The sequence below is a fragment of the Mesomycoplasma ovipneumoniae genome (assembly GCF_038095975.1).
GTDB lineage: Bacteria > Bacillota_I > Bacilli_A > Mycoplasmatales > Metamycoplasmataceae > Mesomycoplasma > Mesomycoplasma ovipneumoniae_C.
Window position 1 is genome coordinate 828,289 of the sequence record NZ_CP146003.1, and the last position, 12,738, is coordinate 841,026.

Here is a 12,738-nt window from a genome sequence, read left to right on the forward strand (position 1 = left end):
AGGTAAAATTCAATTTTTAATCCTTTAGTTTCGGCATTTTAATGTATTTAAATTCCTATTCAACTGCAAATTTGTATTGTTTCATTTTGACAATCTTTTTTTGAATGCGTCTAAAATTAGTATACTAACTTACTTACTTTTTTTTTTTTTTTTATTGTACAATTTATTATTACAATAAAAAAAATAATATTGCCACTACATTTTTACACTTATAGATTTAAGCTATAAATTAGTAAAAAAATGAACAACTTCATAATTTGGAGGACTTAACTAAATAATGAAAACATTTAAAATAAACGAGCGATTATATCTTAAACCTACAGACATGTATCAGGTTGCTTATGAACAATGGTATGCATTCGAAAAAAAAGTTATCGTATTAAAACCTTACAACCTTACTTATCAACAATTACAAAGTACACCTATTAGAATAGCACTTTGCGAGGTTTATTTTGATGGACTTATTGCCGAATTTAGAATTACCCACCAAACCCAAATTACCGAACTTTCTAAAATACTTCAACGATTAAATTTTTCTGGAAATTTAATTGCTGATATTTCAAAAGTAATACTAAACAATTGAGAAGATCAATTTAAAAATAAAGACCTAGAACTTGTAACATTCCCAAGTACACCAGATCACTTTTACAAATCAGTGTTTAACGACAAACACGAACCTTTTCCAAAAGGTCGTTTTGATTTCTAATTCTAACGAGCTAGTTATTGCATTCGCTTTTAAAACCCAGACTATAATAAATAAAATAAGTAGTAAAAAGCTATTTAATAGATGTTGCATGTAAAGAACATATAAGCAAAGTCAAACTTACAAAATAGAAATAGACCACATCCACCTATTAATAACAAAATATTTTATCCCGAGTTTCCCAGTTTTAAGACAAAAATTCACTTTTTAGTGAATATAAATATGAAGAAACACCCGTAAATCGGTGTTTTTTTAATGTAAAACCTTAATTTTATAAGTAGCATTTGGTAGCATTTTAAGTAATTTTATGGTATAATTATAAATTATGAAAAAACAAAAATTAACTAAGTTGGTTTAGTATCGATGTTGCAAAAATTAAGACAAAGGGTTGAATTTAACACTTTAGATCAGCAAATTATATTTAAAAAACACGATGGTGTCCCTAGCGATCCAAACATTTGAAATAGATATGATTTTTACTTTGATATCTTAATAAATCACTAATAAAATTGTAACCAACTTTTACCAAAAAACTTAAAAAAGTCCCTAAAACCGGATACTTTTTTAAAATTACCTTATGAAACTGGGAAACTCGGGATTAATAACAAAATATTTTATTTTAATATTACTAATTTTGACCTAGGTACTATTAAAACATTTTTTGACTATCTATTTCATTTGAGAGCTACACAAAATACTTAATATTCCAGAATTTGATGAACAAAAAATTTCTTTTTTTTTACTTGATAAGTTAAAAAAAGAAATTTTTTATTTTATAAATTGTCATTTTTAAAATTTTAGACAAAAATCGAATTTTTCAACTAAATTTTGGTCTAAATTATGCAAAACTAACATGAGGGTTACGTCTTGCTCAAGTAGCCAATTTATAAGATTATTAATATTTGATTTGTCAAGATTTGAAAAACCTTCATCGATAATTAATATTTTTTTAGCTTCAAAAACATGACTTGCAAAATTAATTAACTGTTTTTGGCCAACTGATAGATCTGTTTTTTCTTGGTAATTAATTAAATTTTTGTCTTTTATGTCATTCAAATTAACTAAATTAATTAATTCATTGATTTTTTCAAGATCAGTTTTTGAATAAAAACTGATATTTCCAGCTAAATCACCTTCAATTAAGGCCGGACTATTATCAATAAAACTTATATTTTGAATAATATTTTTATCAGAAATGGTTTTTAAATTAGTTGAATTGAAAAAAATCTCACCTTTATAACCACGCTCAATACCCATTAAAATCTTTAAAAACGTCGATTTTCCAGAGCCATTATCACCTTGAAGCAAATATTTTTTACCACCAATAATTTCAAAATTAATATTTTTTAGCACCTTTTTATCTTCATAATCAAAATTCAAGTTTTTGACGCTAATTTTATGGATTCTTTCTGTAAAATCATCAAAATTCAAGTTTGTTTTAGGCTTATTTTCATTTAATTTAGAATCCTTAAATTGCCTTTTTAGTGATAAATATTGAACACTCACAACAATAAAGGTGTTAAAATTACTGATAAATAACTGATTGGCACTATTGATAGTTACCAATGCAATAATTGTTGATGCTGGATTTTCATAATAAATTCCTAAAAAAATGATTGCTAAATCCGTTAAAATTAAAAATAATTTGCGAATTGTTAAATTTATATTTAGATTAAATTGATCCCACAATGTATATTTTCTTTGCATAAAACTTGCGTTTTTTGATGTTGGTTTTAGGATTTTTTTTAGTAAATGAATTTTGCCAAAAAATAAAAACGCCTCAAATTTATTTAATTTTTCGCTAAATTCACTGTTTAAATTTTCAAGCGAATCTAGTTGTTGTCTAATTTTTTGACTAAAAAATTTTCTAAAAAAAACAGGAAAACTAATTCAAGCCAAAGTCAAACCAAGAACTATTGACCCAATTATTGGATTTATATAAAAAATAGTTGCCAAAATCGCAATAATTGGAAAAATTAAAGAAATAATATAAAATAAAAATGCAAAAAGTGACTCACCCTTTGTAAAAGCCTCATTAAAAAACAATGAAAAATAGTTGCCAGGCGTATTTTTAACATATTCTTTATATGATAAATTGTTAAATATACTCAATTTTTCTTTAATTAATTTTACCGCACTTAATTGTCCAAAAATTCTTGTAAAAAGTGAATTATAAATAACAGATAAAAGAGAGCTAATTATAATTGCAAACATATCTAAGCCTAACCAAATTCACATTTGAACTTGATTATTGTCTAATAAAGCCTGGTATAAAAATCTTTTTGTAACTACTGAAAGACCGGTAAGACAAAATATAAAAAGTGAATAAAATATATTAAAAGTATGCAATTTAACTATTTTTTTCATGATTATTTTTCTCCAGGTTAATTATTTCATCAAAGCCTAATTTTTGCAAATCGCTTATATGGTGGCTGACAAAAATAATAGTTAATTCAGGATTTTTTAACAATTGACCTATTAAAATATTTGAATAATCTTTCTGAATATTATCAAAAGCTTCATCAATTAATCAAAATTTAATAGGAGAATATTTGAGTCGTGCAAAAACAATTTTTTGTTTTTGACCTTCTGAAAGACTATTAGAACTAATTTGGGCCTCAAGGTCAAAGTCAATTTCTAGCGATTTCAGAATTGAATTCAGCTTTTGATAATCTGGATTTTCCGCAAATAAAGTAATGTTGTTTTTGAGACTTGTGTTAAAAATCAAATTTTGGTTATCAATAAGTCCGATTTGGTCTCTTAGATATTTTTGGCGCAATTCTTTCTGCTCATAGTTATTATTTATTAAGATTTTCCCTTCGTAAGTGTCATAAACTCCGGAAATTATTTTAATTAGGGTGGATTTTCCGGCGCCATTTGGTGCTGAAATCAAGTATTTTTTATTTTTTTCGAAAATAAAATTGAAATTATCTACGATAGTTTTATCTTCAAATTTAAAACTAACATTTTGGAATTTAATACTATTGATAGGTTCTTCAATCATTACTTTTTGTTCTGACAAATTATTATCTTCAACAATTTTGTCAAACAAAAATGACGATTGTTTGAATGAAAATAATCCGAGGACGATTTCTCCAATGTCAGAATGCAATTGATTTGAGTATAAAAGTAGTGATAGAAAAATCGTCAAACTATAAAAATTATAAAATGTTAAAACTGATATTTCCATTATAATAAATGCTATTGAAATACTAAATAAAAAATTTAATCAAACATTTAACTTTGTCAGTTTTTTATACTCTTTTATTTGTTTTTTGGAAAAATTTTTATAACTTGTGTAAAATAATTGTTTAAATTTTTCTATTTTATTGTGAAAGTAGAATGATTTAAATGAATTAAGAAGTCCTAAATTATACTGTGAAAAAATTTCGCTATCTCTTGATAGATTCATGACAGGTTCTGATGCAAAATTGTTAATTTTTTGTTGAAAAAATAGCAAAACTAAACTTAAAATCATGGTCGATAAAATTAAAATTCAACTTCAATTTAATGACAAAACTATCATTAATGAGATTCCGCCAAAAATTGATATAAGTGGAGTTATTATGTTTAAAAAGTTACCAATTATTTCTAAAGCAAGTCTAAGATCATAATTAAACCACGAAATCATAGAATTTCTGTTAAATTTCAAGTGAAAATAGGAGCTGTTTTGAATTTTTTTAATAATAATATCGCTTAATTTATTCCTGATATCCATTTCTAAAAGACTGAAAATCCAACCTTTTAGAAATGAAAAAAAGATAAAAATTCCAAGTGGCGCTATCAACATAACCAAAGTCAAACCTAAATTAAGGGTAGGTTTTTCTTCGGAAAAAAATTCAATAACAAATTTATAACTAAAAATGTGAACTAAAAGACCTGCTTCTTTTATAAATATTATAAAAAATATTAGTATGAATTTTGCTCTTGCTAAGTTGAATAATTTGAAAATGTTCATTTTTTCTCCACAATTATTCTAATTAAGATAGTATAAATATTTAGGGAAAATAATTAAGCAAATAATTCTGAAATTGTTATTATAGAGGCGTAAATTTTTGGCTTATAATTATTATTTTTTAAATTTTTTGGGGAATATTAACTAAAAAAGCAGAGGTTTTATTAAAAAACTTGTCATTAAATAATGAAATTTTACTTAATATTTTTTCTCTTTTAGAACTTCGAACATATCAAGTTTCCAGAAAATTTGTCTAAGATGCCAAAAAAAAGTAGTTTTTTCTGATTCTGGTAGCAAGATTAAATCTAGGAATTTCATCACATACACCCGCAATATTTTTTTCATAATTTTAACATTTTAATAAAATTTTAAAAAGAAAAATTAATAAAATTTTTTATGTTTTATTGTTGGTTATAGGTATTAAATAAAAGTAAGTAAATCAAAAAAACTATGAATCTCTTGTATGTAATTAATGTCTTCAGTATCTAATTTTACTTTAGAACCAAATAATTTTTTAACTACTGGAAATTTAAAATTCAATGTAAATAGTTTTAAATTTGATTTGAATAATCCAAAAGAATTTGAATTTAATTCTGAAAATAACAAATCTTCAAGCACAAAATTATGAATATACCAAATTTTTTAGCAATTTGTAGGAAAAAATGAAATTTATGGTACAATTTTTTATCAAAGGAAAAATTATGCCAAAATATATTTTTGTCAGCGGTGGAGTTTTATCCGGGATTGGCAAAGGTGTTTCAGTTGCTTCAGTTGCTAATTTACTAAAAAATTGCGGCTATTCGGTTTATATTTTGAAATTGGATCCATATTTAAATGTTGATCCAGGAGTTTTATCACCTTATGAACACGGTGAAGTTTTTGTAACCGCCGATGGTGGTGAAACTGATTTAGATTTAGGTCATTACGAGCGATTTGTTGGTCAAAATTTTTCAAAAGATTCAAATCACACAAGTGGTAAAATTTTACTTTCAATTATTAAAAAAGAAAGAAAAGGTTTTTATCAAGGAAAAACTGTCCAAATAATTCCACATGTAATTGATGAAATTATTTCACGAATCAAAAATGTTGGCAATAAATACCAAAGTGATTTTATTTTAGTCGAAATTGGTGGGACTGTTGGTGATATGGAATCAAATCCGTTTTTCTTTGCAGCCTCACAGATGGCCGCTGAGTCAAATTTTAAGAATGTGTTTTTTATTCACACAACCTACATTCCTTTTTTGAATGCTTCTAATGAATTTAAAACTAAGCCGGCTCAGTTTTCTATAGCTGAATTAAATTCGCGCGGAATTCGTGCAAATTCCATTTTTTTACGACTTGAACATGATCAAATTGATGATCATGTTGCTAAAAAAGTTGCAAAAAGTGCCTTTTTGCCATTAGAAAATGTTATTGTAATTCCGAATCTTAAAAATATCTACCAACTTCCGTTGTTATTAGAAAAAAGTAACCTATTAAATGCTATTTTTTCCCATTTTGAATTAGAACATAGACAACCTAAATTAGACAAATGGCGAGATTTTACTAATTTATTATTAAAAAAATGAGATAAAACAATAAAAATAGGTGCACTTGGAAAATACACACAATTTTTAGATGCTTATAAGTCAATTTTAGAAGCACTAAAAATAACAGCCGCCTACCAAAAAATAAATTTAGAATTAGAATTTATTAATACCGCTGATCTAAACTTTTCAACTAGTCAGTTAAAAAATTTTGATGGTATAATAATTTTACCAGGTTTTGGTTTTCGTGGATTTGAAAATAAAGTTGAATCTGCTATTTTTACTTATCAAAATAATATTCCAACATTTGGAATTTGCCTTGGAATGCAAGCAATGACAGTTGCAATTGCGCGATTAAATGGGATTAAAAACGCACATTCAGCTGAGTTTTTAGCAGAAAAACCTAATCAAACTAGCGTTCTTGATTACAATAAAATTGATGGTTCTAAACTTCAAATTGGTGGAACTCTTCGACTTGGTGAATATAAGGTTGTTTTTGCCCAAAATTCCAGAATTGCTCAGATTTATGGAACTTCTTTTGCATACGAAAGACACCGTCATCGATTTGAAGTGGTTCAAAAATATGTTGATCAACTTGAGAATTCTGACTTTAGTTTTACTGGTCGAGATTCAGTTTCTAATTTAATTGAAGTTTGCGAATCTAAATCTCATATTTTTTATATTGGTGTCCAATATCATCCTGAATTTGTAACAAGACCTCTAGAATCTCACCCACTTTTTAATAGTTTTTTTGAAACAATTATTAAAAATAAGTACTAAATTATTGTTTTTTTACTAATTTAAAGACTGGGGCAACATAATAAATCCCAGAAATCACTGATATAATTGCTGCAAAAATAGTTGTCAAATTAAATAAATAATAGTGTTTTATAAAAATTTCAGCACTAATTGAGTATCCAAGGAAAATAATAATAATCGCTAAAATTTGTAAAACTGTCTTTAGTTTTCCTAAAAAATTAGCAGCTACATTAATATTTTTTTTCGCAAGAAAAATACGAAAGCCATCGACAATAATATCGCGCAAAACAAAAACCAAAACAAGAAATCACGGCGTTAATTCTAAATAGGATAAGAGAAAAAAAGTCGTTGTTGTCAATATTTTATCGGTTATTGGGTCAAAAATTTTGCCTAATTCTGACTCAAGTCTAAATTTTCGGGCAAGGTAACCATCAAGAAAATCGGTCAAACTTGAAGCAACAAAAAAGAAAAACGCTGTATAAAATAGCGAAAAATAATTATATTTGGAAAAAAGAAAGAGTAAAATAAAAATTATTAAGCCGCCAAGAAGACGAAAAAAAGTTAAAAAATTAATAAAATAAAATAAAATATCTATTTTTTTCTTCATTTTTTTCAAAAAGGTAGCTTAATCGGTTTTGTCGGAATGCGATTTTGATCAAAATATTGCTGACTTAATGTTGAGAGATCGTCAATTTTAACTTTTTTTTGTTTTAAATCAGCAATTAAATGACTATAGTATTTCAAAAAGCGGATTTTTTCGTCATTATATAATCCAAGGATAGTTTTGTCATATTTTTTCAAATAACTAGCAAAATCAGTAAAATAATTAAGTTCCTTAGTATTATGTTTTGCTCATAAATTTGATTTACTTTTGGATAAAATATTTATATTATTGAAAAAAATTTTTTCAGTTTCATACCCTGTTTGAATAATTTGGGACACAACTTGATCATTTTGGAGAACCTCAAGGTGAACGCGTGCTAAATTGTTTACATCTGACATTTTAAGATTAGCACCAACAACAAAATTTGATACTAAATCAATATTTTTTTCAATTATTACAATAATTCGCGCTAAAAAAATTGCTAAGGTTTTGTTACTTAAGTCCTTAAGTTCAGCTTTTTCTATCTTTAGTCGCCTTAATTTAAGACGATTTGAAATAAAACCATAGGCTAAAAATCCTATGATTAGTGTTGTGAGCAGTGCAATTACGACTATTAAATTAGTATCAACCATAAATAAAAATTAAAAAATATAGCTATCTATTTTGTTTTTTTCTTAAATTTTGCCTTAAAATTATAGGTATTTTTGCTTTCAGGATCAGGCTTTAGAAAGCGACATTTAGGAAAACCACTACATGCAATAAAACGCTGTGAAGTTTTGCGATTGTAACGGTAAACCAAATCCATACTGCATTCAGGACATTTTTCACCAGTTGTTTCAATTTCCATAACTATTTTTTCAAGCGGCTTTGATGAATCTGTAATTTTCTCTATTTGTGTTCAAAAATTATCAAGAAATTCTTTATAATCTTGTTTTCCTTGAGCAATCAAGTCAAGTTCTTCTTCAATTTTAGCAGTAAAATTAGTATTAATAATATCTGGTGAAATTTTTAAAAGATTTTCCAAAACTATTCGCCCAAATTCGCTCGGAATTAACGCTTTTGACTCACTTTGAACATATAAATGATCTTTAAGTTTTTTAACCGAAATTGCAAACGTTGATGGACGGCCAACTTTGATATCATCTAACTTTTCAATTAAAGTACCATCATTAAATCTTGCCGGTGGTTGGGTTTCGTGCCTGGATTCTTTAATAGTTTTCTCAAAATTTGATTCAACTTCAAATTTTGAGTCAACTAAATTATCTAATGATTCAAATTCAGGTTTGAATTTTAATTCAGGAAGTTCAGTTGCCTTGAAGTATCCATCAAATACAAATTCTGAAAATGAATAAGTAAAATTGTGTTTTTTTGAGGATGTTTTAAATAATAGACGGGTAATTTTCCGAACAGGAACTTCCATCATTGCTGCAAGTGTTGTATTATAAACTAATTGGTAAATTTGGAAATCTAGTTGACTTAAAGGATATTTTTCTTTTGCTTGTTCAGGGCTAAGTTCTAAATCTGTTGGTCTAATGGCCTCGTGGGCATCTTGATCACCAGCAAAACCTTTGATTGATTTAGCTATATAATCTTTACCAAAATTTTTTGAAATAAATTCGCGTCCTTTTTGAAGAAAAGTTTCACTAAGACGAGTTGAATCAGTTCTTGGATAGGAAATTAAACCATGATCGCCAAAACCTTCATAAAGTTTTTGTAGCGATAATGAAACAGAAGAAGACGAATATTGCGACATCTTTTTAAAAACAGTCGCTTGTTTTAAAGGTGAAATTTTAGGATCCTTTTTTCGGGAAACCTTAAATTCATCAAGAATTAAAAACGGATTAGTTTTAATTTCATCAGTGATTTCTGTCAAAGATTCCTGGGAAAAAATCCAGTCAGATTTTTTGGACTCATTTTCAGGATTATAATAATTAACCTCAAAAGAATTGTGTTTTTCGTCTTTTAATAGAACTGAAAGATTGAAATAAACCTCGGGAATAAAGGCCTTAATTTCTTCTTCCCTTTCAACAACTAACTTTAGACCAATAGATTGGACACGTCCGGCAGCAGGAATTTTAGGTGCATTTTGAATTTTAGTTTTTAACAACGAAGAAAGACGAAAGCCAATAATTCTATCAAGCATTCGTCTAGTTTGCTGGGAATTTACCAAATCTTGATTGAGAAGACCCGGATTTTCAAGAGCAGAAATAATTGCTGGTTTTGTAATTTCGTTATATTTTATCCGTTGATATTTATCAACGACATCAAGATATTCAACAAGTGAAGCACCAATTGCTTCACCTTCGCGATCAGCATCGGTTGCTATAATGACTGTTTTAGCTTTTTTTGCTAATTTTTTTAATTCAGTTACAGTTTTTCTCTTAGTTTTATCAATTACATAAGAAGGTGTTCAGGTTTTTAAATTAATTCCAAGCCCAAATTCACCGGTTTTAGCCAAATTTGTAATGTGACCAACACAAGATGTTACTGTATAAGATGAATCTAGATAAGATGAAATCGTATTGATTTTATTTGGAGATTCAACAATTATTAGCTTTTCCACGATTTAAGGACAATTTTAACTTTTTAATTCTTTTCTTTTAATTTCTTTAAGACGTGCAGATTTTCCAGAACGTTCCTTCATATAATATAATTTTGCGCGACGAACTTTGTTTGAACGGACAACTTCAATTTTGTCAACAAGTGGAGAATGAAGTAAAAATGTTCTCTCAACACCAACACCGTGAGAAATTTTACGAACTACAAAGCTTGAAGATAGCCCATTTTTCTTAAATTTAATTACTAAACCTTCAAAAATTTGAATTCTACTTTTATTACCTTCTTGAATTTTAACGTGAACACGAACGTTATCGCCTGGCTGAAAAGTTTGGAAATCACGTATTTGGGTTGCTTCAACAATTTCCATTAATCTTGTTTGCATGTCTTACTCCTTAAAAATTTTTTTGTTGATTTATAAATTATAATAAAAAAAATTTATTTAACTATTTTTTTCTTTAAATTTTATATACTTCTCTCATAAATCAGGGCGTTTTTTTTGGGTATTAATTTCTCTTTGCTTTTGACGCCAGGATTCAATGTCTTTATGATTGCCTGAAATTAAAACTTCAGGAACTAATAACCCACGAAAATTTGCTGGTCGAGAATATTGAGGATAATCTAATAAAAAATTATTAAAAGTTTCATTATCTAAAGAATTTGGGTTTATTACGTTTGGCTGTAAACGCGAAATTGCATCAATTATTGCCATTGCAGCTATTTCGCCCCCAGTTAAAACAAAATCACCTAAAGACAATTCAAAATCGATGAAATTATCAATAATTCTTTGATCAAAACCTTCATAATGACCACATAAAAGAGTTATTTCTGGCTCTTTTGCTAATTTTTTTGCAATATTTTGGTCAAATTTTTTACCTTGAGGGCTCAGAGCTATTTTTATGCCTCCAACCTTTTCAAGAGCATCAACAACTGGCTGAATTTGCAAAAGTAAACCAGGGCCACCGCCATAAACATAATCATCTACTTTTTGATGCTTATTTTGACTAAAATCGCGAAAATTAATAATATTAACTGATATATCTCCTCTTTGAATTGCCTTTCCAATGATTGATTCAGAAGTAAAGGTTTCAAAATAGCGGGGAAACAATGTTAAAACATTAATTTTCATCTTTTAAGTTTTGAAAGAACTTTATGCTGAATGTTTTTGTTCTAAAAAAGTTTCAAAAATACCTTTTTTAGAAAAAATAGTTCGCACAGTGTTTGTTGTTTGAGCGCCTATATGCAATCAACGATATGTTTTTTCTAAATTAACCCTAGCAACTTTTTTCTGAGGATCATAAAATCCAAGTGATTCAATAAAACGACCATCACGAGGTGCACGCGCATCTGCGACAACTATTTTATAAATTGGACTAAATTTAGAGCCCATTCTTTGAAGACGAATTTTTACCATTTTAGTTCCTTTACTAGCTTTTTTGGGTTATTTTCATTAAGCAATTAAATAATTATATCATAAAATAATAAAAAAACAAATTTTTAAATAATTTTTGAGCGTGAAAAATCTAAAAAGATTAGCAAACACAGTTAATTTTATTGTTTCTTGAAATATATTAAATATTTAGTTAAAATATTCTCTAAGAAAAGTGGTTCTAATTTTTTTTAACAGTTGATTGTTGCGTTATATAGCGATAAATTTTGTTTTTTTATGGTTATTTACTAAAACAAAGGAGCTTTTTTCAAAGCTTTTCATCATAGGATTGATGTGGCTAGTTTTGCAAAAATCTTTGTTGATAAAATTATTTAAATCTAAATTGTTTCATAAATTTGCAAATTAGAATTGAATAAAGATATTTTACCATAAAATCTAAATTTTTTAAATTTAAACATAAAAATTTTAACTTAAAAAGTAAAATTACAAAATTTTTAAACTGCTTTTTTAGTTAAAATACTGGCAAAAATCATAAAAAAACTACTATTTAAACTCAATGCAAATAGAAAACTCGTTTTTATTTGCGTCGAGCCTAAAAAAACATATGAAGTTTTGAAAGAACAAAAACCAAAAGCCATAAATTTGTAGATTTCTAAACGGTTAAATTTAAGGCATTCCATTAAGGCATTCCATTAAGGCATTCCATCATATTTAAAAATATAATGGATAATTCGCACTGTCTGATTTTATTAGACAAAAAACATAACTAAGTCCCCCTTAATTCTAAAATCCAAATTTATTAATTATTCTTAGTCAAATTTATTATAACATAATTTTATTTTAGACCAAGCATTTTTTTTTTTTTTTGCAGAAGGTTAATTTTAAAATAATAAAATTAAGATTTTAGCGTCAAAAAACGTGATTTAGCGGTATTTTTGCGTATTTATATTCGCTAAAAAGTGAATTTTTGGCATCAAACTGTAAAACTCAGGAGTTTTGTTAATTATTCTTTTGTGGTTAAATATTAACAAAAGGTCTACTATAATTTCAAGACGGTAAATTCTTTATTAAATAAAATTTAGTCACCCAATGAAATTAAAAATTCGGAAAAATATTGCAAAAATTTCAAATTGTGCTATAATTATTTTGCATTTTTAAATTAACAGCATTAAATATTGTTAAAAAAAATTCAAAATTTGTCAAGATTTGTGAGTATCCTGCTGTTGGTGAAAACATTAGATTTTG

The 12,738-nt window shown here is 26.8% G+C and carries 12 protein-coding genes; 4 read left to right on the forward strand and 8 right to left on the reverse strand.

Translation table 4 applies throughout. The annotated features are described in order from the left end of the window. The first annotated feature begins 325 nt into the window (after nt 1–325). Nucleotides 326–706 (forward strand): hypothetical protein, encoded by a 381-nt coding sequence (locus tag V3255_RS02890; RefSeq protein WP_337903131.1) that lies wholly within the window; start codon nt 326–328, stop codon nt 704–706. Nucleotides 707–1,066: 360 nt separating this feature from the next. Further along, the gene (locus V3255_RS02895; RefSeq protein WP_252263094.1) at nt 1,067–1,207 is read left to right on the forward strand and encodes a hypothetical protein; all 141 of its coding nucleotides are present in this window, start codon (nt 1,067–1,069) and stop codon (nt 1,205–1,207) included. 285 nt (nt 1,208–1,492) lie between these two features. Here V3255_RS02895 and V3255_RS02900 read toward each other — a convergent pair whose 3' ends face one another. Further along, entirely contained in the window at nt 1,493–3,070 is a 1,578-nt protein-coding gene (locus V3255_RS02900) for an ABC transporter ATP-binding protein (protein WP_337903132.1), read from the reverse strand. Then, nucleotides 3,054–4,661 (reverse strand): ABC transporter ATP-binding protein, encoded by a 1,608-nt coding sequence (locus V3255_RS02905; RefSeq protein ID WP_337903133.1) that lies wholly within the window; start codon nt 4,659–4,661, stop codon nt 3,054–3,056. The genes V3255_RS02900 and V3255_RS02905 overlap by 17 nt, the downstream gene beginning before the upstream one ends. 469 nt (nt 4,662–5,130) lie before the next feature. Between V3255_RS02905 and V3255_RS02910 the strand changes: the two genes are divergently transcribed. After that, nucleotides 5,131–5,304, forward strand: coding sequence for a hypothetical protein (locus V3255_RS02910; RefSeq protein WP_252263091.1), 174 nt, complete (start codon nt 5,131–5,133; stop codon nt 5,302–5,304). 55 nt (nt 5,305–5,359) lie between these two features. Then, nucleotides 5,360–6,964 carry a CTP synthase gene (locus V3255_RS02915; protein WP_337903134.1) on the forward strand — a complete coding sequence of 535 codons (1,605 nt, stop codon included), beginning with the start codon at nt 5,360–5,362 and terminating at the stop codon, nt 6,962–6,964. A 1-nt stretch (nt 6,965) separates the two neighbouring features. Here the strand turns inward: V3255_RS02915 and pgsA are convergent, their stop codons facing one another. From pgsA to rpsP, 6 genes are read right to left on the reverse strand one after another with little or no spacing between them, the layout of a single operon-like run. Beyond that, complete coding sequence (gene pgsA, locus V3255_RS02920) at nt 6,966–7,550, reverse strand: CDP-diacylglycerol--glycerol-3-phosphate 3-phosphatidyltransferase (RefSeq protein WP_333503691.1); 585 nt, start codon at nt 7,548–7,550, stop codon at nt 6,966–6,968. Continuing rightward, nucleotides 7,535–8,179, reverse strand: a complete 645-nt coding sequence (locus tag V3255_RS02925; RefSeq protein WP_044283985.1) for an MHJ_0274 family protein — start codon at nt 8,177–8,179, stop codon at nt 7,535–7,537. The genes pgsA and V3255_RS02925 overlap by 16 nt, the downstream gene beginning before the upstream one ends. Nucleotides 8,180–8,205: 26 nt before the next feature. Next, nucleotides 8,206–10,110, reverse strand: a complete 1,905-nt coding sequence (gene topA, locus V3255_RS02930) for a type I DNA topoisomerase (RefSeq protein WP_333503690.1) — start codon at nt 10,108–10,110, stop codon at nt 8,206–8,208. Between the two features lie 15 nt (nt 10,111–10,125). Further along, the gene (gene rplS / locus V3255_RS02935; RefSeq protein WP_010320873.1) at nt 10,126–10,488 is read right to left on the reverse strand and encodes a 50S ribosomal protein L19; all 363 of its coding nucleotides are present in this window, start codon (nt 10,486–10,488) and stop codon (nt 10,126–10,128) included. A 57-nt stretch (nt 10,489–10,545) separates the two neighbouring features. Beyond that, the gene (gene trmD / locus V3255_RS02940) at nt 10,546–11,232 is read right to left on the reverse strand and encodes a tRNA (guanosine(37)-N1)-methyltransferase TrmD (protein WP_333503689.1); all 687 of its coding nucleotides are present in this window, start codon (nt 11,230–11,232) and stop codon (nt 10,546–10,548) included. Between the two features lie 21 nt (nt 11,233–11,253). After that, nucleotides 11,254–11,517, reverse strand: coding sequence for a 30S ribosomal protein S16 (rpsP, locus tag V3255_RS02945; protein ID WP_044283988.1), 264 nt, complete (start codon nt 11,515–11,517; stop codon nt 11,254–11,256). Nucleotides 11,518–12,738: the final 1,221 nt, after the last annotated feature.